Origin of the sequence: Legionella sp. 39-23, from assembly GCF_001897665.1 — a bacterium.
Classification (GTDB): Bacteria; Pseudomonadota; Gammaproteobacteria; order Legionellales; family Legionellaceae; genus Legionella; species Legionella steelei.
Genome location: NZ_MKTO01000042.1, coordinates 87,427 through 108,091 on the forward strand (window position 1 = coordinate 87,427; position 20,665 = coordinate 108,091).

Genomic DNA, 20,665 nt, shown 5'->3' on the forward strand with positions numbered 1-20,665 from the left:
AAAAAACAATTAAATTGCTTCCATTGTGAACATTGGTTAGACTGTCTGCACTGTTTATTTGTAACTAAATGTGGAGATAATAATGACTCAAGAAGAAATGATTTGCCGTATTGTACGTTATGTAACACAAAAACCGAGTACTAAAAAAGCATGTTGCGGATGAGCAGTATCAATTTATCTACTCTGCTTGATTATAAGAATCAGGTAGTAGTAGATTATTTTTGTCATCATCATCCTGAGTTTTCTGAGCAAGAAGCTAAAGTTTTGTTCGCGGATTTGCTTGCATGGATGTGGTTAAATGTATACAGAGCAAAGCAAGGCAAAAAGACTTATCTTTTTGGCCCGTTGCTCATTCTTGATGAAGTATGGCATGCTTTTATTCTCCATACCCGCGATTATGTTGATTTTTCCATGCGTTATTTTGAAGCCTATTTTCACCATGATGTTGAACCTGTTGGCCAAGAGCACATGATGCAAGAAGACGAGTTAGCTGAATATTTGCACGATTGTTTTGCTTATCTTGGTTCAGAGTGGGTAGCCCGCCGTTTTGCAACTGCGCTCACGGAAGCAAATCATTAATTTTTTTATTTTTTGTAGCCTGGGTTCCGCTTCGCTGTACCCAGACAACAATGACTTAATCATCACTATCAGCCAAATGCAGTAATGCTTTTTGTAACGGTTCATAATTACACTGCTGGCTTTCACTTATGATAATTTCTTTAGCTTTTTCTGATAATACATGTTTTGTAGTAGGTGTTGACTTTTCATATTGAGTTGTTGATTCAATAATGGCTACTTTAATTGAAGAGAGTTGATACATCCCTCCTTCTTTGCGTAATTTATCGCGTAGTTCAGGAATAGCATAACGTAATTGTGATGCCCAGACAGCATCAGTAGTCGTTAAAAGCAAACATCCTTTATTAAAACTCCCTACATGACATGTATTTGCTAAAACCTCAGGCAGCATTTGTCTGACCTTATCGGAAAGCTCTTCTAATTGGACAGAACGTTGGCATATATCGGCAAGTTGTTTGTTAAGGCAATGACTAATCGAGCGCATTTTCTATTTTAATGAAAAAAATGTAGTAAAGTTAGTATATACTTCGAACAAACTATAGAATAGTAAATTTGTGTTAAATACAATATTATAATTTTTTTATTAGACAATTCAGGATTATAGGTGAATCAATGTTTGAGAAGCCACATGACAATAATGTTATTTTTTTTACTCGAATGCATTGGATAATATTTTTTTGGCCAGTGATGTTTTTATGTGCTGCTTTGGCGGTTGTTTCTTATGTCGAGGTAGATTTCTTACGTAAGGTTGGATATGGTTTAGCTGCTTTTGCTTTATTATGGGTTGGCATGACTTGGATGACCTATTATTTTTCTTCCATCACCATCAAGAGAAATCAGGTTATTATTCGTACCGGAGTTATTGTAAGACAAACGATTGATATCCCTTTAAGTAAGATTGAAGCAATAGACATCCGCCAATCGATTCTGGGCAGCATTTTGAGTTATGGGATGGTATGTATCACTGGTACTGGTGGTACGCGTCGTATCATTAATTTTTTGCATAACCCTTTGACGTGCAGACGCTACATAGAACAACTACTGGGTGAGCTGCATCGACAAGATTAGTAAGGTTGCCTCAGGCATTGAGCGACTTAATTTGGCACATCTTGCGCGAAAGCAATACTTTGGGAGCCTCACATACTGTGGTGTATGCAACGTTTCCTCAGAATCATTTTCGCGTAACCTGCGCTCAAATCCAACCGTTCCCCAAGATTCAAGTATAAAGATTAGTTGTAGCTTGGGCGCAGTCTGAAACGTGAATGAGTACTTACTTTGAAATCATCGAACTAAATTCTCGCTAAAAGTTCTGCTTTAGTTTGTTTATCAACAAAAGCAGCTTCTATTGCCATGCGGGTAATTTTATTCATTATCTCATCACTATAACCATACGATTTTTGTACTTGCTGGTACTCTTGGCCCAATGTAGTACTCATAAAGGGGGGATCATCTGAACTAATGCTGATTTTCATCCCTGCTTCATAAAATTTAGGAAAAGGATGTTCATGCATGTTTTTAAACAAGCCTAAAAAGATATTGCTTGTAGGACATACTTCTAAAGTAATATTTCTATCTTTTACCATCGCCATGGTTTCTGGTGAATAAATTGAATTAACACCATGTCCTATGCGCTGGATGGGTAGGTTTTCCATCGCTTCGATCATCCCACTTGCAGGAGCAAATTCACCTGCATGTACTGTGCATTGTAAACCGGCATCAGCTGCGATGTGATACGCGTTACTAAATAATTTAGGAGGAAATTTTGCTTCATCACCACCTAAACCAAATCCTGTGACGCATGGAAATCTATCTTTATGAGTTTGTTTGGCAACTCGTTCTACAGCTTCAACACCAAAATGGCGTACTGCAGTAATTATAATCCGACCTACTATATTGAATTGTTCTTTAGCATCGTCAATTGCTTGTTGAATTGCGGTTAAATGTTCTGCGGATGGGATTTTACTAGAGAGTTCAGCATGATCAGGGGAATACATCATTTCTACATAAATTGCGTCTTCTTGAGCACGAGCGCGCAAGTAGTCGAAAGTAATGTCATAATAATCCTGTGGATAGCGAATCACCGAGGCGAGCGTATCATATACCTTTAAAAAATCGAGAAAATCTTTGGATAAATAGCTTATGCCATCAGGAGCGACGAGACCCTCTGGGAGCACCAATTTATTGCGTGCAGCGAGCTTTGCTGCTAATTCAGGAGTGATCGACCCTTCCAAATGGACATGTAACTCTGCTTTTTTCACACTCATCTTTCGCCCTTAATTTTTTTAAAGTTAGAATCATTCTAATAGAGTAGTTGCGATCGTAGTGAGCCCATTAAAGGTGTTGAGGACATGGATTTTTTGAGTTTTTCTGCTCAAAAAAGACAAAAAAATCAACCGATAGGCCGTCAGTACCTTTAAATTGTGCAACAGATTGCAACTGCTTTGTCTAGGATAATGGTAACTTAGATGAAAAAGCTATAAAATACCTGGTCTAAATTAAAGTTATTTTGGATTAGTTATGAACTCAGACGATATAGATAAAGCGTATGTAAGTCCTTATGACAAATTTTTATTTGAATTTGATGCCACTCATGATAAATCTGCATCACAAATAAAAGAAATTAATAAGCATAAAAGTATTTTTGAGAAGCGTGATAATAAAGATTATGGAAATGACAAGGGTGAAATCTGGGAAGAGTTTTAATCTACATGCCTGGCGAAACGAGGCAGCGGATTCAAAGACATCAACTGGGACGTTTTCTATAATGCAGGGTTGGCGCTAAACGTGCGTTGGGCTGTTCTGCCCAGCGTTTGCTGAATTAACTCCCACGCTCCAAATATCCATCATGAAACCATCACTATAAGCACTATGAATAAGTATCTTATTCATAGTTTCCTATGAAAAAAATCTGGTGCTTTGTTACAGGCTGGGCTTAGCAACCCAGCCTACAAATATTGAGCTATTTTGTCTAATACAGACAAGGATTATATGAGTAAGCAATTAGCCTAGCCCAAAAAGTAATGTAATAATTTATAAGCCAAAATCGTTAGAAGAGAGGCCGCGGGCAGAGTGAGAATCCATGACATAAAGATGTTGCGAATTACAATCAGATTTAATGCACCAATACCTCGTGCCAAACCTACTCCAAGAACTGCGCCAACTAATGTCTGTGTTGCGGAAACAGGGATACCAGTACTTGTTGCTACAACAACGGTTGTTGCTGCAGAAAGAGTCGCTGCGAAGGCCCGACTGGGTGTCAGTGCGGTGATGGCACTACCTACAGTTTCAATTACTTTTCTACCATACATGAGCAGGCCTGTTACCACACCAACACAGCCTAATAAGATAATCCATGCTGGGTAATTATTGGCATTAAATTCTTGATGTGAACTCATCACCAAGCTATGAATAATTGAAAGTGGTCCCACAGCCAAGGCTACATCGTTAGAGCCGTGTGCAAAAGCCATTGCACATGCAGTCATTGCCATAAGTATCGCGAAATACTTTTCAACTTGTATGAATCGTTCTCGGCGTCTTATTCTATGTGGCTCAGGAATACGCTTAATAAAGATCATCCCTATAATCGTAATCATGATGCTGGTTGCAAGGGTTACCGCCAGATTTTGTTTAAAATTTAGGTGAATCTGAAAATGGTTAAGTCCCTTAAATACAGTGATAAATGACAAAATAGAGCCAATGAGAAAAAGATAAATTGGGATGTACAATTTCGCTTTAGTGAGCGGGTTGCTTTTGACAAAAATAGTTTGTTGGATACTGGTAAATAATATAAAAGCAGTGATTCCTGAAATCATCGGAGACGTGATCCAGCTCACGGCGATGCGACCTACTTGATTCCAATGAATTGCTTGCGGCCCTAATACTATGGCGCCAAAACCGACCATTGAGCCTACTAATGCATTCGTAATAGAAACAGGAACTCCAAGATAACTCGCAAGATTCATCCAAATCGTGCATGCCAATAAAACGCCCAGCATTCCCTCAATAAGAATCAATGGTTGTCCGGAGAGCTCGCTGGAATTAATAATTCCATCACGCATCGTTTCTGTAACCCCAGTCCCTCCTAAAAATGCGCCAGCAAATTCAAAAATTATAGCGATTAACATGGCTTGTCTGACGGTGACTGCTTTTGAGCCCATGGTAGTGCTCATAACGTTGGCTAAATCATTAGCACCAACTCCCCAAGTCATCATGAAACACAAAATAATTGCGACAAAAAGATATATAATTGAATAATCCATAGAATTTGACTACCGAGCTATTAGAATTTGAAGACGACTACCCACATGTTGGGCACCATCGGCTAAATCATCAATCCATTGGACCAATTTATAGAGGAAAATTGCATCAATTGCAGATAACTCTTTTTCGATTTCAAAAATACGATGTCTAATATCTGCTAGGCGTTCATCACTGTCATGTTCAATCTCATAAAGTGTTAAGATCATTTCTTCTACGATTTTAACTTCAGAGCCCCTGAAACCTGTTTCCAGCAATTCATCTAATTCATTAATTGCTTTACATGCCTGTTTTGATGCATCCAGACAGCGACTTAAAAAAGGCATAAAAGTAGGAATGAGTATCTCTGGGACAACCATTTGTCTACTGACGATGAGTATGGCAATGTCTTCTGCTTTATTCGCAATGAAATCTTGAGCACTGAGAAGTTCAAGAAGATCCGTACGTGAAACAGGAAGAAAGAGTCCAGTCGGCAGATGCAGACGCAAATCTCTTTTAATTAAGTCCGCTTCTTTTTCGAGAGAAATTATTTTTTCTTTTATTTTATTGGCGGTTGCCCAATCTTTTTTGAGTATTGCTTCAAAAAATGGGTAGAGCTGCTTAGCGCATTGGTGTACTTTTCGCATGTGCTGTTCAATTGGTCTTATTGGTGAAGGACCAAACATATTAAATATGCTACCCATGATGTTTGCATCTCTTAAGCAAATTTTGGAGAAGTATACCCAAACTTTTTCCAGAACAAAACTATTGAATTATGGTTCATCGGTTTTTTCGTTTTTATTTATTGATTTTTCAAGGCTAAAGTAAAAAAAATTTTATTTTGCTCCATTGATTTTCTATATTGGTCTACAATTGAGAATATTAGGGTTTACCATAATAAAATTTTCCTTAAATGAAATCCATGGATGACAACAGGAACAAGGAGTTCACGATGAAGCGATTTTGGATGATCGGTTTATTGTTGTTGGCAAATAATGTGTTTTCACAAACACTAATCACTAAAGTGATTGAACTGCACTATGTTCCTGCCCCAAAGGTGATCCAATTAGTACAACCATTGTTGCAATCTGGAGAAAAAATAAGTGGTTCTGGGCAAACTTTAGTTGTTCAGGTTTCTCCCCAAACACTTACCGGAATCAGAACCGTATTACATCAAATCGATGTGCCCCCTGTAACATTTAACATTTCTATTTATCAAGGGGATCCAAATTGGTTGAGTGCACAAAATAAAAATTCGGTAAGCTATAGCACACAATCTCCTGAGGAAGTAAGACGCTCACAATCAGTTAAAGTAATGAGCGGCGACTCTGCATTCGTATCGACAGGTGAAGAAGTACCTATAGTCACCTCAGTAGGTGCTGGTTTTTTTACAGGAATATCTTACGAACAGCATCAAATCAAAAATGGATTGTTGGTGCAACCTGTACTGCGTGGTTCAAGGGTAGAGCTAAAAGTACGTCGAGTACGTGAACAACAAAATCCCGCCGGTGGACAACAATTTGATAACCAAAATGTAGCTACAACCTTAATGGTACCGTTAAATAAATGGGTTTCCTTAGGAACCCCCGAGGGCGCACAGAATTCTGATCCTTCGTCAGTATCTTACACTGCGGGAAGACCATTTTCTCAGCAAGCAACTCTTTATGTAAAAGTAACAGTGGAACATGATTAAATAACTGAATAAAAAATACTCAATTGGTATATAATTAATATAGACCTATAAATAAACTGAACCTTTCGGGAGGGCGCATGGCAATTATAAGCTCATTGGCTAATCATTTGCTGATCGCAATGCCTTCTCTAAATGATCCTAATTTTGAGAGAACGGTGATTTATATTTGTGAACATCATGAACAAGGTTCTGTGGGTCTCATCGTCAATCGCCCCATGCAATTTCCCTTGGCTATCGTTTTCGAGCAATTACATATTGAGCCTGTTCGGATGGAACAAAACAAAATGCCTTTAATGTTTGGTGGGCCCGTACAACCTGAGAGAGGGTTTGTGATTCATAAACAATTTGGTGGTTGGCGCTCCAGTTTGTTTCTACAGGATGAGGTGACGGTAACGACATCAAATGATATTATTCGTGCCATCGCAGAAGATAAAGGGCCTAAAGACGTTTTAATTACTTTAGGTTATGCTGGATGGGTGGAAAGTCAATTGGAAAAAGAAATTCTAGAAAATACTTGGTTGGTTTGCCCGTATCGTTCCGAGATTTTGTATGAGGTTCCCTTCGAAGATCGTTGGGAATATGCTGGAACTACCCTAGGGATCAGAATGAGTCAATTGAGTTCAAATGTCGGCCATGCCTAGTCCTGTATATTTAGGTTTTGATTTTGGTTATAAACGCATTGGTGTTGCTGTAGGCCAACAACTGACGTGTAGTGCATCCCCTTTAGCAACTTTGAGTGCTCGCTCTGGTGTTCCTGATTGGAGCGTAGTGGCTAAGGTCATTGCCGAATGGTCACCCCAAGCGCTAATAGTTGGTTTTCCTACGTGTATTGATGGCAGTGAATTATATACAACTTCTGCCGCGCGTCGGTTTGCCAAAGAGTTGCGTAAACGATTTTCTTTACCCGTGCATTTAGTTGATGAACGGCTCTCAACGGTTGAGGCGAGGGAGCAATTGTTTGCACAAGGTGGATATCGTAAAATCAAACAATCTGAGGTAGATAGTATCGCTGCGTGTGTTATACTTGAGCAATGGCTGCAACATCCTGAATAGGGTCTATTCCATTTCTACTGTCTTGGTTCAAATAACCTGATTTTCAGTGCTTCAATGCTCGAAAAATTAGCTCATTTGGGTTCATGCTCGCAAAATGCAAACAGATCTAGATTCCTGGCGGTTAAAAAATAAGGGTTTTATGAATCACTTTTTAGAAATTAGTCAATTATCACGACAACAGATTGAGTCTCTACTGCAACGTGCAGTGTATTTCAAACACCATAATCATTATCCTTCATATGCACAATATACTGTTGCCAATTTGTTTTATGAAAACAGTACTCGCACGCGTGTGAGTTTTGAGTTGGCTGCCAAGCGTTTATCTATGCCGGTGATTAATCTGGACTTGCAGAGTTCTTCAGAGACTAAGGGCGAGACCATTGAAGATACAATTCGTACCCTTGCTGCTATGGGAATCCAATATTTTGTAATTCGTCATCGACAAGATGGTTTGCAGCAAAGTTTAGCCAATCAAATTGGCGATGAGATTCATATAATTAATGCGGGCGATGGTACTCATGCACATCCAAGCCAGGCTTTACTTGATATGATGACGATCATCGAACAAAAGCCACGATTAGATCAATTAAAAATAGCAATCCTTGGCAATATTAGGCACTCACGAGTGGCTAATTCATTTCAATGTATGTGCGCCCAATTAGGTATAGGGGAGCTTGTATTGGTTGCTCCTGAGCTTTGGCAACCCAAAACAGTACATTTTGGACGCGTCACCCATAATTTACGCGATGGATTAACTGATGCAGATGTCGTGATTTGTTTACGTGTGCAGCATGAGCGCTTATTAGAATCCGATCATTTAGATCTCAATTCTTATCGACGTGATTTTGCTCTAACAGAAGAAAGTCTCGCTTATGCTAAGCCTGATGTAATGGTGATGCATCCAGGGCCTATAAATCGAGGTGTCGAAATAGACAGCGCTGTTGCCGACGGAGCAAATTCTTTTATACTGAATCAAGTTACGAACGGTGTTTTTGTGCGTATGGCAATTTTTGATGCTATAAGTAATCGAGGGTAGTATTTAGGAATTCACACGGCAGTGATATTGAATATGGAACATCCAAGGATATGCCCATGAGCCAACGCTATCAGCATATATGCATTTTAGTATTGCTGAGCTTTTACTGTTTGTTGTTTTATTTTATTTTTAAGTATTATCAACGGGTAGATTTTTCTTCTTTTTATCTATCGTCTCAGGCATTAACGCAGGACGAAAATCCTTATAGAAATTTCTATACTACTTTTTTGCCCTCTATAAAGATATTGCCGGCTAATTTAAATCCACCATTTGTTTTGTGGGGATTTGGTTTTTTGACGCAATTAAGTTATTCCAGCGCATTGTTTATTTGGCTGTGCATGTCTTTTATTTTAGGAATAATAGGGATAACCATTACCTTTTATTACGCATTTTCTAAGCAATTTTTACAGAAAAATTATATTAATTTGTACCTTCTTTATTTTGCATTTTTCCCAACACTAATGAATTTTGTGACCCTACAGTTTGGTTGTATTTTGTTGTTTTTAATTATGGTGGGTTATTATTTTTATTTAAATCATCGCGACTACCTGGCAGGTATATCCTGGGGCATCATCGTTGCAATTAAGTTATTTCCTGCTTTGTTATTTTTCTATGCGTTAAAACAAGGCCGTAAACGAGTCTCTGCAATCATGCTGGTTACGGTGTTCATTGCTTCATTGCTGCCCTTACTGATTCATGGACCGGTGGTTTATGAGCAATATTTTAGAATGATGAAGGGGGTATTTTGGTATGGTGATAATTGGAATGCCTCAATTTATGGATACTTTTTTCGTCTGCTTTGGGGAGGCGAGAGACTCCCTAACATGTTTTACTTAAAGATCGTTAATCTAGTTTATAGTGTGCTATTTTTTATTTTGCTTTTATGGTACTGGAGAAAATTAGGACCAACTGAAAGCGAGCCGATAAACCACCAACCCTTTTGTTTGACTCTGGCTATGATGTTATTGATGAGTCCTTTGGGTTGGATTTATTATTTTCCTTTGTTAGTTTTCCCCATGATACTTATTTGGTTTGCGGTGTTAACAGAACAAGACGCTTCGACAAAAACAATATTTATTTGCCTTCTATGTCTTTTTCTTATCAATTTTCCTGTTGGTTATGTAAACAGCCAGGACATGTCTCATTTGTGGGTACGCATCAGTTTTTTCTCCTGCCCATTTTATGGCTTATTGCTGCTCAGTTATCTTTTAGGCACAAGGAAAAAAATCTATGGGAATAATGAACTCCAATGTATTGCAACAAAACATTACTCGATACCAGCATTGATCGTTATTCTTATATTTGGAGTGCTCGTCCCTGTAATATATTATCTGACACGCTTGGTCAATTTGACTTTTCATTTACAAATGACCTAAGAAATTTCCGCTCCTATGAGAGGTGTATGGCCATAATCAATACCCACATCCGCTCTGGCCGGTACCTTCTCTCTTGCGGAGAGAAGGAACATTCAATTTTTCTTCATCCGGGGGTCCGTAGGGGGTGTCTAAAAGACAAGGCTTGTTGCAAATGTTCTAGACAAACCTGACTACTTTCATTCATGTCTGCAAGAGTGCGTGCAACTTTCAATAAACGATGATATCCCCGAGCAGACAGTTTGAATTGCAACATAGACTGGCGTAAAAAATCGTGTTCTTGAGAACCCAAGGCACAAATTTTTTCACATGTGTTTGCTGCTAAAGATGCATTAAGACAATTTTGTCGCTCCAACTGTAGGGTTCGTACTTTTATAACCTGTTCTCGAATCAGATGACTTTGTTTGCTGGGATTAATATTGGGTGCAACTAATTCTTCCTGAGAGAGTGCCTGGACGGAGATATGCATGTCAATACGATCGAGTAGGGGTGCTGAAATCTTCGCATGATATCGCTTGATGCGGTCAGGGCTACATAAACAGTTCGCCTGAGGATTGCCCCATTGTCCACATGGGCAGGGATTCATTGCGGCAATGAACTGGAATTTAGCTGGAAACTCTATTTGTGCCGCAGCTCTTGAAATGCATATTGTTCCCGATTCCAGTGGTTGTCTTAATGTTTCTAGAACTTGCCGGTTAAATTCTGGTAGTTCATCCAGAAACAAGACTCCATGATGTGCCAGAGATATTTCTCCTGGTTTCGGTGGATTTCCTCCGCCAACTAAAGAGACAGGCGAGGCTGTATGATGGGGCGCACGAAAAGGTGGGGAACGCCATTCAGCAAAATCAGGTAATTTACCACGTATGGAATTAATCGCCACGCACTCTAGAGCTTCTGTTTCGGATAAAGGGGGTAATAGTGTATTAAAGCGCTTTGCTAGCATGGTTTTTCCACTTCCAGGCGCGCCACTGAGTAGAATACTGTGTCCGCCATAAGCTGCAATTTCCATGGCTTTTTTTGCGTGAAACTGCCCTTTAATATCAGACCAATCCTCTGCATATTGCATGAAGTAAGAGTCTGGTTGCGGTGGCAGCGACTGCAACGAAGTTCCTTGGCAAAGGTAGCTGCATACTTCACGTAAGTTGTTAGCACTGTAGATATTTTGATATCCGGCTAACGAGGCTTCATGAGCATTTGCATTGGCGATAATAAGCGAACTTTGGTCTTTATTTGCTGCTAAGACAGCAGGAATAATAGCGGAAATGCCACGAAGCTCGCCACTTAAGGCAAGTTCAGCTATAAACTCATGGTCGGCTAATTGGTTTTTAGGGATTTGGTTTGACGCAGCAAGAATACCCAGAGCGATTGGTAAATCAAAACCACTCCCTGTTTTAGGCAAATCTGCAGGCCCTAAATTTACAGTGATTTTACGGCAAGGAAATTCAAATTGGCTATTAATAATTGCAGAGCGAACTCGATCCTTGCTTTCTTTTACGGCAGTTTCAGCAAGGCCTACTATTGTAAAACCAGGTAAACCATTCGACAAATGAACTTCTACTGACACCGGTTGTGCCAATATCCCAACAGTACTACGTGTTTTAGTAAACGCAAGATTCATTGCTTATTCCTGTGATGTTGGACAAAGTGAACGACAAAATTTCCTATTAGAATTCTTGCATCCTGCAAGAATTCTAATGTCGTTGCTTATGCTGCAATTACTTCTGTTCTTTGTTAAGCTGGGTCATTAAAACATCGACTTGCTTTTGTAGGTGCTCTACTTTTTCTCGGGTACGCGCCAGAACTTTGGTTTGTACATCAAACTCTTCGCGAGTAATCAGATCCATATGAGCAAAAGCCGCTTGCAGCACCTCTTTAAATTTTTGTTGGATGTCTTTTTCAATGTTTTGTAGACTTGGGGGAAGAGCAGCAAAAAGTTTTTTTGCTAAGTCGTCAAATTGTTTGGGGTCGAACATAATCACTCCATGTTTGTTTTTGCAAAGAGTCTAACAAAAGTATAATCACAGCGGAATATATTATGAAAATGATTATGGCAATTATTAAGCCTTTTAAACTGGATGATGTACATGAGGCATTAATGGAAATAGGGGTACCGGGGATAACTATTTCTGAAACTCGTGGCTTTGGACGACAAAAAGGTCATACTGAGTTGTATCGGGGGGCTGAATATGTAGTCGATTTTCTTCCTAAAATTAAAATCGAATTAGCCTTACCTGATGATATGGTCGAATCTGCAATTGAAGCGATTTGCAAATCTGCTTATACCGGTAAAATTGGCGATGGTAAAATTTTTGTTTATGAGTTGCAACAAGTGGTCCGTGTGCGTACCGGAGAAATTAATGCGGATGCGTTAACCTAAAAACCACCATACCAATAAATGGCACGTTGAGTAATTACTGCATTGAGTTGAATATCCCAAGGTTCGGACTCAAGGCAGTCTACACGTTGGAATTGGTACGCTACCCCAAATAAGGGACAATTTCCTTTGTTTTTAAAGGTGCGATCGTAATAACCAGCTCCCATGCCCAGACGATTACAGCGTACATCAAAAGCAACTAATGGTACTAAAGCTAAGTCTAACTCTTCTACAGGAATGGACAAATCAGGATGAACATCAGGTTCAGCAATTCCATAACGATTCTTGTGGAAAGGGGTATCGGATGTTGCTGGTAAAAAAGAAAGAGTTAAATTTTCTTCATTAAGAACAGGAAAATAACAGATTTTCCCTTGTAAGAGCGCATTTTTCCAAAGCTCATCTAAATCGATTTCACCTTTAACTGCACAATAAAGAGCGATTTTTTTTGCCTCTCGATATTGCTCTAACAAGCGAATACGATTACATACTTGACTTGATGCTGCGGCTCGATACGAAACAGACATCTTAGAGCGTATTTGTTTCATTGTATCTCTTAAAGCCTTTTTGACTTGATCTGTCATACAGGTATCGGTGTATTATTCTCTTTAAATTATCGATTCTTTATTGCAAAAATTCAAGGTATTGAAATACTCAAAAAAATTTGTCACTCTGAAAATCTCAGGAAAATGCTAGTTTTTTTTAAAAATACTAGGCAAGAAAGAAAAAATAAGGTATATAAGCCGTCCTGGTTTTTTATGAGGGTTTGTTGCCCCTTAGACTCCAGGTACAGTATAAACTCATTGAGAGAATGGTATGAGTGATTTGTTTGAAGATGATGAAGATGCTGTTGTAGAAGTCGGAGAAGACTTCGGCGATGTCGATAGTGAATTGGATGTTGAAGCTGAGGTTACAGAAGCTGTTCCACGTGATTTAGACGCACGTAGACGGTTGGAAAATATGTTGGATGAAAAACGTTTACGTGATGAACTGGAAGACGATTTTGGAGACTATTAATCTGGTTCGTCAATAAACACTCGTTGTAGATTCAGCTGCTTTTTCTAGGATTACAGTTATGATACGAACACGAGTACTCACAGAAGGGGAGAGCAGTTTTGCGTTTCCGATAGATGATCGCATCTTTTTGGGTGAGGGTTTGTTTGAAACGCTTAAAGTGGAAGGCGCCAAACCATGTTATGCTTTTTTGCATTGGCAACGGCTGGGCGATTCCGCACAAAAACTGGGGATCCCCTTTGATCTTTCTTATGAGCAATGGCTAGAACATCTACTGAATAAAATTAAACGCGATAATTTATATCATGGCGGTATTAAAGCAATTTTAAGTGGGGGTTCTGCGCCTAGGGGATTAGTTGCTCAAGGACAGGTCAGTCATCTCATATTCCAGACTTTTAATTATACGGTGGAAACTCATCCACTACGTTTGGTGAGCGTACCGTGGTTAAGAGATGAAAATAACCCCATATATCAAGTCAAATCGGTCAATTATTTAGAGGCTATCCTCGCTCGTCGCCAAGCAAATGCTCTTGGTGCAAATGATGCTTTGTTTTTTAATACGCGGCAGCATGCAACAGAAACTACGTGTGCGAATCTATTTTTGATAAAAAAAAATGGGTTACTGACTCCGCCTATAACTGATGGCATACTTCCTGGCATTACTCGCTCAAGATTGTTGCAATGGTCTCAACAACAAGGCTTAAGTTGTATGGAAGTTTCATTGACAAAAACAATGCTTCAAGAAGCCGATGTTCTTTTTACAACGAACTCCTTACAGGGAATTCGTCCGGTGCTTTCTTTGGACGAGCTCGTATTCGCAGTAGCGCATCCATTACTTACTCAATTATCTTCTTCTCTGAGCGCTTGAAACGAAAGCCATTAAGATGCGCTATCTTGATAATACACAGCAACAAAATGACTAAGCCTGCTATGAGGACTCCTCTGTTTTTATAAAATGCGCCTTGTTTTAATAAAGCCTCCATTCCTGCATATCCAAAATAGGTATAAACAATTTCAGCGGGAATTAGAAAAATAAACGTAGTGATTAGGTAGGAGCGGAATTTTATTGCCGTTAACCCTAGGCCATAATTGACTAGATTATAAGGAACAATTGGGACTAGTCGTAGAAAGGCAACACTCATCCATCCTCGTTGTTCTACGGCGGCAATTAGTTTTCTTAGTCTTTTTCCTTTTCTTTGCGAAAACCAGTCATAACCGAGATGCCTGGTAATTAAGAAAGAGAATGCTGCACCGCTGGTTGCACTTAATAAATTGACTAGGGTGCCCAGGAAGGGGCCAAAAAGCGCTCCTCCTGCTAAAGTGAGCACCATAGTTGGTAAGAACATAATCGTTGCAAAACAATATATAATTAAAAATAGAAGGGGAGCAAACCAGCCAAGATGATCAACCCAATTAATGATTTCACTTGAATACTTCTGAAAAAAGAAGGCAGTGGTAATTAGGAATACCAAGGTTAAAACAATGATGATAGCTTTAATGGGATGAATGATACGGTAATTCATAGGATTTGTTTTGACGTCGGATAAATCTTCAGTAATCGCACTACTGCCCTTAGCATTCAATTTTATCAAGAAGTCTATTACACCTGGGTGTACGTTGCAATCTTGAAAAAAAATGATTGATTGGGTATAACCAAAGCGAATTTTTTATAAGAGAAGCAGAAACATGGAACAAGTTACCTGGAAGGAAAGACAAAAGCAGCGCGCTCGTAAGTGGATTAGAGCAATATTGGCTCGCTGGTTTAAAGTGGAGTTACGAGGTAATTATCAGCCCGAACTCAACTCGGTGATTATTGCCAACAGAACGTCAACAATTGATTTACTTTTGCTTGCCGCTTTTTTACCCGAGCAGTTAACTGTAGCTTTCCCACCTCACTCATCAAGTAAATTTTGGATTAAGATGATGGCGCTTTTTGCCGATGTTATTACCATCGACTCTACTAACGCTTTTGCAGCAAGAGCATTAGTTAATGCCATACGAGATGGAAAGCGTTGCGTTATTTTTCCTCAAGGAATTGGCTTACAGGAAGAGAGCTTGAAGGTCTTTGATGCCCCTGGAATGGTATTACAAAAAGCGGGATCTTCAGTTATCCCTATACGTATTGATGGAGCACAACACAGTATTTTCTCTATAAGCAAAGACAAACATCTTATTCGTTTATTTCCCAAGATTATTTTGCATGTATTACCGACACAATCTTATATGCAAGACAAAGATAAGCCTCTTGACCGAAATGCAGTGAGTACCCGTTTGTTTCGTTTGATCAGTGAGTTAACCTTTGCAAACAGCTTTCAGCCCATGCCAATGTTTAAGTCCCTTATTCAGGGAGCTGCTTTGGGAACAAAGAATAAAGCGCTCATTGAAGATGCAAATCGTGCTCCGTTAACGCATAAGCAATTTCTTGCTCGCTGCTTTATTTTGGGACGGCAAATTAAAAAGCAAACCCATGTTGGAGAACATGTAGGCATCATGTTGCCTACGACCATTGCCGGTATGGTTAGCTTTTTTGCACTGCATGCATATCGACGTATCCCGGCCATGCTTAATTTCAGCCTGGGACTCCATAATGTGCTGGCCACATGTAAGATTGCTGAAGTAAAAGCAATTTATACGGCAAAACAATTCATTACTACGGCAAAGCTCGAGGATTTGGTCGAGGGATTACAGGAAAAAGGAATAAAAGTTTATTTTCTTGAAGACTTTAAGGATTCCATACATTTGGGCCATAAGCTTTCTGGATTATTAAAGGGGAGATTTGCTGCTCTGGCTTATCAACTCCTTGGCGCTCCAGTTTCTCCAGAGGATCCAAGCGTTATATTATTTACTTCCGGTTCAGAAGGTGTTCCCAAGGGGGTCGTTTTAACCCATTCTAATTTGCTCGCGAATTGTTCTCAATTAACTTCGCGAGTAGATTTTTCTTTTCGTGATAAATTTTTTAATTCCTTACCCATATTCCACTCGTTTGGATTAACTACCGGTTCAATTCTTCCTTTAATACATGGGCTCAGTTGCTTTTATTATCCCTCTCCCTTGCATTATAAAATAATTCCAGGATTGGTTTATCAAACCGGGGCTACCATCATGTTCGGGACTGATACCTTTTTAACCGGTTATGCTCGAGCTGCAGAGCAGCATGATTTTAGTGGTGTGCGTTATATTTTTGCAGGTGCTGAGAAAGTGAAGCCGGAAACGATTCGACATTGGATAGATACTTTTGGGGTAAAAATTTATGAAGGTTATGGGGCTACCGAGGCTTCTCCCGTAATTTCTATGAATTGTCCTTTAGCCTCTATCCCGGGTAGTGTAGGGATGATATTACCTTTTATGGAAAGTCGAATTCAACCAGTAGATGGCATTGCTCAAGGGGGACGTTTAATATTGCGTGGCCCTAATGTGATGAAGGGGTATCTCTCTTCCGAAAAGCCAGGAGCGTTGATTACTTCTGAAGAGGGATGGCATGATACTGGAGACATAGTCACTATGAATGATGAAGGATTCATTACGATTGCCGGACGTGCAAAACGTTTTGCGAAGATTGCGGGTGAAATGGTTTCGCTTACTGCTGTAGAAGGGGTGGCTGCGTCTATTTGGCCTGAATTGTTACATGCGGCAGTGAGCACGAAAAGCCCAAGTAAAGGGGAAAAAATTATATTGTATAGCGAGGCAAACAATGCCGATAAAGCAAGTTTTGTTAAAAAAATACAAGACTTGGAATATTCGGAATTACTCGTTCCACATCAGATTGTTCCAGGAAGTAAGATTCCTGTTTTACCTTCAGGAAAAATTGATTACTTAACTATTGAAAAAGAGCTCGAAGAAGGCTTAGTTTCAATGTAGCCTGGGTACAGCGAAGCGAAACCCGGGTTTTTCTAGCGCGAATTTCCCGGGTTACGGCTTGCTCTTTCATTTTTTCAAAACATAACTGCCTGGTGCATCCATTATCGGTTTTAATGGCAATTGTTCAAAATCAGGAGCCGGAACAAGTTTTCCTGAATGAGGTTTTAACCATTTTAACCATTCTGGCCACCAAGAACCCGGGTGTTCTGTTGCTTGTTCCAGCCATTGCTCTGCATGAGCAGGGGCATGACTATTCACTTTATAGCCATATTTTTTTGCTTCAGGTGCATTGATAATTCCTGCAATATGTCCTGAACCTCCGAGAACAAAGCGCTTAGGTCCATTCATCAGTTTAAAGCCTAAGTAGGTTGTTTTCCATGGTGCTATATGATCTCGTTCCGTAGACAGGAAAAAAGTGGGGATATCAATTGTACTGACATCAATCGGAGTATGATTAAGATGAATCTTGCCTGGTTTGACCAGATCATTATGTAGGTACATCCATCTTAAATATTGAGAATGCATCGTTGCTGGCATGTTGGTGGAGTCAGAGTTCCAGTACAAGATATCAAAAGGAACCGGGTTTTTACCGCGCAGATAGTTTTTGATAAAGAACGACCAAATTAAGTCATTTGCCCGGAGTGAGTTAAAACTGGAGGCCATAAATTTTCCAGCAAGATATCCCTTAGATTTCATTTCATTTTCTAGTTTTGCAATTTGTTGCTCATCAATAAAAACTGCAATATCACCTGGATCACTGAAATCAATCATTGACGCTAAAAAGGTGGAACTACGAACGGATTTATCTTGATGCGCTTTATTGTATGCAAGCAACATGGATAGAAGGGTTCCACCGATACAAAATCCCATGGTATTAACCTGCTTTATATTAAGCTGTTTTTTAATTGTACTAATTGCGGTTAATGGTCCTTCATTTAAATAATCAAATAAACTTTTATGAGAGAAATTTGAGTCTGGATTGACCCAAGAAATAATAAATACAGTAATTCCTTGCTTCACTAACCAGTTAATGAGGGAGTTATGTGGGCTTAAATCCATAATATAATATTTGTTGATCCACGGTGGAACAATAAGCAGAGGGATAGACTTGACGCTCGCTGTTTGTGGCGCATATTGAATTAGTTCCATCATGCTGTTGCGAAAGACTACTTTTCCAGGAGTTATCGCAATATTTTCACCTAGCCTAAATGCTTCAGTATCTGTCATTTTAATCATGAGACGCGAGGACTCGACTTCTAAATCAGAGAGCAAATTATGCAAGCCATGCAATAAATTTTTGCCATGGCTTTTCAATGTTTCATCCATGATCTGGGGATTAGTATGCACAAAATTAGCGGGAGACAATGCATCTAAATATTGCTTGGTAAAAAATTGCAGGCGTTTTGCTGTGTTTTTGTCAGGATATTCCAGTTGTTCAAACAAAGTATTCATATGCTGACTGGCTAAAAGGTAATGCTGAGTTAACATATTAAAAAATGGATTATTGAGCCATTCTTCCTCACGAAAACGTGGATCCTGAATGGGCATGGAAGTCCCATCTAACCAATGCTGCATTTGGGTTTGAGCCAAATTAATAGCATCTTGCCAATATGCAAGCTGCATTTCCCAGATTTTTTCTGGATTCTGCAACAGAATACTCATTACACTTTGAAAGTGTTCCGTTAGCTCAATATACTGATTGATTATTAAGGAAAGTTGTAAGGGAGTTTCCTTTATTTCAGAAATAATTTGCAGGCTTTTTTCAGCTATTGCGTGTAATAGCTCTCCAAGCTCTTTGTCATGGGTCATCCTAACTCCTGCGAGACAAATTAACAGGAGTATATTTTGGTTTTTTTATTAGTAATTAGCAAGTTTTATTGTTTTTGAAAAGATTTTTGATAATTCTCAATGGCCTCGTGAGATTTATCAACATCCTCTTGAGTTGTTGTCTTCGCTGTAGTCCAAAAAGAAGGCTGAGAACTGTAATGAAAATAAGGGACGACCAATACGCAACTTAAAGCCCTACAAAAATTATAGAACTTTTCTTTGAGACCACGATGTTTTTCGATACCATGACCTTTTGCATCCTCATAAGCCTGAGCATAAGCTCGTGCATCGCTCTCCTCTATCTGATCTTTTTTACAAACGCCCAATGTCGTTTGCATAAGCTTTTGACTTAGAGTTAAAGCGGCTTCGCCGGCATGCTGCGATGCCTCGAACCATGATTTTTTTAAGCGATGCCCATCAAGTTCAATGGGATAAATGGTCGCGAATACTTTCTGATGCTTATTATCTACTACTCGATTTTCATCTTTTAACGTTTGAATCGCAGGTTCTAATACCGAGTCGACCTTAAACGCTTTATTTCTATTGTTTTTAAGTAGCTTATCTCGAAAATCCTGAATAACTTCTGATTGTGCTGTAGTAATGCAAATGTCTTTAATTGCCTCTTGAACTAAAGGTTCTAGTTCCTCATTAATTTCGTCTGTCCCTATTTTTTTGGATCCTGCTTTTTGTTTTGCAATTAAGCAGGTAAGGTTACCTAACTCGATACAGCTTTCTATTAACGCACTTTGTCTTTTTTCAGAAGGCTCAAGCAAGTATTTTAGAAAAGCACAACGAAAATCCTGTATTTGTTGAGTTTTTTGAGCTTCTATTGACATTATGTAAATCTCTTTTTGTAAACAGCACAATTAAAATTATACAAAAAGATTATTAAGCGAGCATTAAGTGTATTGTTGAGCAGATAGCTAATTGGCTATATAGATTTAAATTAAGGATAGAAAGGATGCCCTTTACCAATCCCTAATTGTTCCTTCATGCCAGAAATAACCACTTTTCTTTGGTTTATTGATGAGCTCATATAGTTCTTGTGCTGTTTTGGAAGGTAGGGTTGGGGCATTGTTGGTACCCATATCTGTTTTGACCCAACCGGGATCAAAACTGGAAACTGTAGTTTCGGGTAACCTTTTTGCTAAAAGTAGGGTATACATGTTGAGGCATGATTTTGACATCTTGTAATGGGGTACACAGGCGGAGTCGTTGCCGCTGAACGTTCCCCATCCTGAAGAAATGTTAATTATTTGTGCATTAGGATTTAGCTTAGGAATGCATTGTTCCGTTAATTCTATGGTGCCAAATACATTGATCGCAAAAGTTTCTTTTAACTGGCTCATATTAATTTTTTCTGCACGCCAATCCTCCAACAGAACAGCAGCACTATTAATTAATACATCGATTTTGGGTAATTGCTTTGCAAAGTGGTTTATTTGTTCTGAATCCACTAAATTAAGCGGATGGATTTGTAGGTTTTTATGTTTTAAAGGAGTATGTCCATTCGTTGATGTTCCAATAACGAGCCAACCATTTGCTAAAAAGATTTTAGCTGTTTCCAGTCCTATCCCTCGACTAATCCCTGTAATTACAAGTGTATTCACAGTATTCTCCATTATACT

At 39.1% G+C, this 20,665-nt stretch carries 23 protein-coding genes; 12 read left to right on the top strand and 11 right to left on the bottom strand.

Annotated features, from left to right (window positions below):
• Nucleotides 1-159: 159 nt before the first annotated feature.
• Nucleotides 160-579, top strand: a complete 420-nt coding sequence (locus BGO44_RS16215) for a UCP032817 domain-containing protein (RefSeq protein WP_058510826.1) — start codon at nt 160-162, stop codon at nt 577-579.
• A 55-nt stretch (nt 580-634) separates the two neighbouring features.
• Here the strand turns inward: BGO44_RS16215 and BGO44_RS16220 are convergent, their stop codons facing one another.
• On the bottom strand, nt 635-1,060 hold the full coding sequence (locus tag BGO44_RS16220; RefSeq protein WP_273198512.1) for a DciA family protein: 426 nt from the start codon (nt 1,058-1,060) through the stop codon (nt 635-637).
• A 128-nt stretch (nt 1,061-1,188) separates the two neighbouring features.
• On the opposite strand from BGO44_RS16220, the gene BGO44_RS16225 reads away from it, so the two are divergent.
• On the top strand, nt 1,189-1,644 hold the full coding sequence (locus BGO44_RS16225; RefSeq protein WP_058510824.1) for a PH domain-containing protein: 456 nt from the start codon (nt 1,189-1,191) through the stop codon (nt 1,642-1,644).
• A gap of 221 nt (nt 1,645-1,865) precedes the next feature.
• Here the strand turns inward: BGO44_RS16225 and BGO44_RS16230 are convergent, their stop codons facing one another.
• Nucleotides 1,866-2,840 carry an adenosine deaminase gene (locus tag BGO44_RS16230; protein WP_273198509.1) on the bottom strand — a complete coding sequence of 325 codons (975 nt, stop codon included), beginning with the start codon at nt 2,838-2,840 and terminating at the stop codon, nt 1,866-1,868.
• 253 nt (nt 2,841-3,093) lie between these two features.
• Here BGO44_RS16230 and BGO44_RS16235 point away from each other — a divergent pair, with 253 nt between their 5' ends.
• On the top strand, nt 3,094-3,279 hold the full coding sequence (locus BGO44_RS16235; protein WP_058510822.1) for a CBU_0585 family protein: 186 nt from the start codon (nt 3,094-3,096) through the stop codon (nt 3,277-3,279).
• Nucleotides 3,280-3,581: 302 nt separating this feature from the next.
• On the opposite strand, the gene BGO44_RS16240 is transcribed toward BGO44_RS16235, so the two are convergent.
• Together BGO44_RS16240 and BGO44_RS16245 are read right to left on the bottom strand one after the other, a co-directional pair.
• Entirely contained in the window at nt 3,582-4,835 is a 1,254-nt protein-coding gene (locus tag BGO44_RS16240; RefSeq protein WP_058510821.1) for an inorganic phosphate transporter, read from the bottom strand.
• Between the two features lie 9 nt (nt 4,836-4,844).
• The gene (locus BGO44_RS16245) at nt 4,845-5,516 is read right to left on the bottom strand and encodes a TIGR00153 family protein (protein ID WP_058510820.1); all 672 of its coding nucleotides are present in this window, start codon (nt 5,514-5,516) and stop codon (nt 4,845-4,847) included.
• 248 nt (nt 5,517-5,764) lie between these two features.
• On the opposite strand from BGO44_RS16245, the gene BGO44_RS16250 reads away from it, so the two are divergent.
• The 5 genes from BGO44_RS16250 to BGO44_RS16270 all read left to right on the top strand — a co-directional run bounded on the left by BGO44_RS16250 (nt 5,765) and on the right by BGO44_RS16270 (nt 9,970).
• Entirely contained in the window at nt 5,765-6,505 is a 741-nt protein-coding gene (locus tag BGO44_RS16250; protein WP_058510819.1) for a type II/III secretion system protein, read from the top strand.
• Nucleotides 6,506-6,582: 77 nt separating this feature from the next.
• Nucleotides 6,583-7,146, top strand: a complete 564-nt coding sequence (locus BGO44_RS16255) for a YqgE/AlgH family protein (protein ID WP_058510818.1) — start codon at nt 6,583-6,585, stop codon at nt 7,144-7,146.
• On the top strand, nt 7,139-7,558 hold the full coding sequence (ruvX, locus tag BGO44_RS16260; RefSeq protein ID WP_058510817.1) for a Holliday junction resolvase RuvX: 420 nt from the start codon (nt 7,139-7,141) through the stop codon (nt 7,556-7,558). Before BGO44_RS16255 ends, ruvX begins: the two co-directional genes overlap by 8 nt.
• A 139-nt stretch (nt 7,559-7,697) precedes the next feature.
• Entirely contained in the window at nt 7,698-8,594 is an 897-nt protein-coding gene (locus BGO44_RS16265) for an aspartate carbamoyltransferase catalytic subunit (protein WP_273198505.1), read from the top strand.
• A gap of 56 nt (nt 8,595-8,650) precedes the next feature.
• Nucleotides 8,651-9,970, top strand: a complete 1,320-nt coding sequence (locus BGO44_RS16270) for a glycosyltransferase family 87 protein (protein ID WP_273198502.1) — start codon at nt 8,651-8,653, stop codon at nt 9,968-9,970.
• Between the two features lie 103 nt (nt 9,971-10,073).
• On the opposite strand, the gene BGO44_RS16275 is transcribed toward BGO44_RS16270, so the two are convergent.
• Both BGO44_RS16275 and ubiK read right to left on the bottom strand, forming a co-directional pair.
• Nucleotides 10,074-11,585 carry a YifB family Mg chelatase-like AAA ATPase gene (locus BGO44_RS16275; protein WP_273198499.1) on the bottom strand — a complete coding sequence of 504 codons (1,512 nt, stop codon included), beginning with the start codon at nt 11,583-11,585 and terminating at the stop codon, nt 10,074-10,076.
• A 97-nt stretch (nt 11,586-11,682) separates the two neighbouring features.
• Nucleotides 11,683-11,940 (bottom strand): ubiquinone biosynthesis accessory factor UbiK, encoded by a 258-nt coding sequence (gene ubiK, locus BGO44_RS16280; protein ID WP_058510814.1) that lies wholly within the window; start codon nt 11,938-11,940, stop codon nt 11,683-11,685.
• A 62-nt stretch (nt 11,941-12,002) separates the two neighbouring features.
• Here ubiK and BGO44_RS16285 point away from each other — a divergent pair, with 62 nt between their 5' ends.
• Nucleotides 12,003-12,344 carry a P-II family nitrogen regulator gene (locus BGO44_RS16285; RefSeq protein WP_028380978.1) on the top strand — a complete coding sequence of 114 codons (342 nt, stop codon included), beginning with the start codon at nt 12,003-12,005 and terminating at the stop codon, nt 12,342-12,344.
• On the opposite strand, the gene BGO44_RS16290 is transcribed toward BGO44_RS16285, so the two are convergent.
• Entirely contained in the window at nt 12,341-12,922 is a 582-nt protein-coding gene (locus BGO44_RS16290; RefSeq protein WP_058510813.1) for a 5-formyltetrahydrofolate cyclo-ligase, read from the bottom strand. The two genes, BGO44_RS16285 and BGO44_RS16290, sit on opposite strands and share 4 nt — an antisense overlap.
• Nucleotides 12,923-13,154: 232 nt before the next feature.
• Here BGO44_RS16290 and BGO44_RS16295 point away from each other — a divergent pair, with 232 nt between their 5' ends.
• On the top strand, nt 13,155-13,355 hold the full coding sequence (locus BGO44_RS16295) for a PA3496 family putative envelope integrity protein (RefSeq protein ID WP_058510812.1): 201 nt from the start codon (nt 13,155-13,157) through the stop codon (nt 13,353-13,355).
• Nucleotides 13,356-13,413: 58 nt separating this feature from the next.
• Nucleotides 13,414-14,220, top strand: a complete 807-nt coding sequence (locus tag BGO44_RS16300) for an aminotransferase class IV (RefSeq protein WP_273198497.1) — start codon at nt 13,414-13,416, stop codon at nt 14,218-14,220.
• Here the strand turns inward: BGO44_RS16300 and BGO44_RS16305 are convergent.
• Nucleotides 14,189-14,875 (bottom strand): TVP38/TMEM64 family protein, encoded by a 687-nt coding sequence (locus BGO44_RS16305; RefSeq protein ID WP_058511704.1) that lies wholly within the window; start codon nt 14,873-14,875, stop codon nt 14,189-14,191. The two genes, BGO44_RS16300 and BGO44_RS16305, sit on opposite strands and share 32 nt — an antisense overlap.
• 163 nt (nt 14,876-15,038) lie before the next feature.
• Between BGO44_RS16305 and BGO44_RS16310 the strand changes: the two genes are divergently transcribed.
• Nucleotides 15,039-17,210 (top strand): AMP-binding protein, encoded by a 2,172-nt coding sequence (locus tag BGO44_RS16310; RefSeq protein WP_273198496.1) that lies wholly within the window; start codon nt 15,039-15,041, stop codon nt 17,208-17,210.
• A gap of 66 nt (nt 17,211-17,276) precedes the next feature.
• On the opposite strand, the gene BGO44_RS16315 is transcribed toward BGO44_RS16310, so the two are convergent.
• The 3 genes from BGO44_RS16315 to BGO44_RS16325 all read right to left on the bottom strand — a co-directional run bounded on the left by BGO44_RS16315 (nt 17,277) and on the right by BGO44_RS16325 (nt 20,647).
• A complete protein-coding gene (locus BGO44_RS16315; RefSeq protein WP_058510809.1) occupies nt 17,277-19,019 on the bottom strand; it encodes a PHA/PHB synthase family protein in 1,743 nt (580 codons plus the stop codon).
• Nucleotides 19,020-19,084: 65 nt separating this feature from the next.
• The gene (locus BGO44_RS16320; RefSeq protein WP_058510808.1) at nt 19,085-19,873 is read right to left on the bottom strand and encodes a hypothetical protein; all 789 of its coding nucleotides are present in this window, start codon (nt 19,871-19,873) and stop codon (nt 19,085-19,087) included.
• A 132-nt stretch (nt 19,874-20,005) separates the two neighbouring features.
• Nucleotides 20,006-20,647 (bottom strand): SDR family NAD(P)-dependent oxidoreductase, encoded by a 642-nt coding sequence (locus tag BGO44_RS16325; protein ID WP_058510807.1) that lies wholly within the window; start codon nt 20,645-20,647, stop codon nt 20,006-20,008.
• Nucleotides 20,648-20,665: the final 18 nt, after the last annotated feature.

What these genes read in the sequence shown, in the direction of transcription:
- BGO44_RS16215 (WP_058510826.1), top strand. Translation starts at nt 160, where the DNA reads ATGAGCAGTATCAATTTATCTACTCTGCTTGATTATAAGAATCAGGTA.
- BGO44_RS16220 (WP_273198512.1), bottom strand. Translation starts at nt 1,060, where the DNA reads ATGCGCTCGATTAGTCATTGCCTTAACAAACAACTTGCCGATATATGC.
- BGO44_RS16225 (WP_058510824.1), top strand. Translation starts at nt 1,189, where the DNA reads ATGTTTGAGAAGCCACATGACAATAATGTTATTTTTTTTACTCGAATG.
- BGO44_RS16230 (WP_273198509.1), bottom strand. Translation starts at nt 2,840, where the DNA reads ATGAGTGTGAAAAAAGCAGAGTTACATGTCCATTTGGAAGGGTCGATC.
- BGO44_RS16235 (WP_058510822.1), top strand. Translation starts at nt 3,094, where the DNA reads ATGAACTCAGACGATATAGATAAAGCGTATGTAAGTCCTTATGACAAA.
- BGO44_RS16240 (WP_058510821.1), bottom strand. Translation starts at nt 4,835, where the DNA reads ATGGATTATTCAATTATATATCTTTTTGTCGCAATTATTTTGTGTTTC.
- BGO44_RS16245 (WP_058510820.1), bottom strand. Translation starts at nt 5,516, where the DNA reads ATGGGTAGCATATTTAATATGTTTGGTCCTTCACCAATAAGACCAATT.
- BGO44_RS16250 (WP_058510819.1), top strand. Translation starts at nt 5,765, where the DNA reads ATGAAGCGATTTTGGATGATCGGTTTATTGTTGTTGGCAAATAATGTG.
- BGO44_RS16255 (WP_058510818.1), top strand. Translation starts at nt 6,583, where the DNA reads ATGGCAATTATAAGCTCATTGGCTAATCATTTGCTGATCGCAATGCCT.
- ruvX (WP_058510817.1), top strand. Translation starts at nt 7,139, where the DNA reads ATGCCTAGTCCTGTATATTTAGGTTTTGATTTTGGTTATAAACGCATT.
- BGO44_RS16265 (WP_273198505.1), top strand. Translation starts at nt 7,698, where the DNA reads ATGAATCACTTTTTAGAAATTAGTCAATTATCACGACAACAGATTGAG.
- BGO44_RS16270 (WP_273198502.1), top strand. Translation starts at nt 8,651, where the DNA reads ATGAGCCAACGCTATCAGCATATATGCATTTTAGTATTGCTGAGCTTT.
- BGO44_RS16275 (WP_273198499.1), bottom strand. Translation starts at nt 11,585, where the DNA reads ATGAATCTTGCGTTTACTAAAACACGTAGTACTGTTGGGATATTGGCA.
- ubiK (WP_058510814.1), bottom strand. Translation starts at nt 11,940, where the DNA reads ATGTTCGACCCCAAACAATTTGACGACTTAGCAAAAAAACTTTTTGCT.
- BGO44_RS16285 (WP_028380978.1), top strand. Translation starts at nt 12,003, where the DNA reads ATGAAAATGATTATGGCAATTATTAAGCCTTTTAAACTGGATGATGTA.
- BGO44_RS16290 (WP_058510813.1), bottom strand. Translation starts at nt 12,922, where the DNA reads ATGACAGATCAAGTCAAAAAGGCTTTAAGAGATACAATGAAACAAATA.
- BGO44_RS16295 (WP_058510812.1), top strand. Translation starts at nt 13,155, where the DNA reads ATGAGTGATTTGTTTGAAGATGATGAAGATGCTGTTGTAGAAGTCGGA.
- BGO44_RS16300 (WP_273198497.1), top strand. Translation starts at nt 13,414, where the DNA reads ATGATACGAACACGAGTACTCACAGAAGGGGAGAGCAGTTTTGCGTTT.
- BGO44_RS16305 (WP_058511704.1), bottom strand. Translation starts at nt 14,875, where the DNA reads ATGAATTACCGTATCATTCATCCCATTAAAGCTATCATCATTGTTTTA.
- BGO44_RS16310 (WP_273198496.1), top strand. Translation starts at nt 15,039, where the DNA reads ATGGAACAAGTTACCTGGAAGGAAAGACAAAAGCAGCGCGCTCGTAAG.
- BGO44_RS16315 (WP_058510809.1), bottom strand. Translation starts at nt 19,019, where the DNA reads ATGACCCATGACAAAGAGCTTGGAGAGCTATTACACGCAATAGCTGAA.
- BGO44_RS16320 (WP_058510808.1), bottom strand. Translation starts at nt 19,873, where the DNA reads ATGTCAATAGAAGCTCAAAAAACTCAACAAATACAGGATTTTCGTTGT.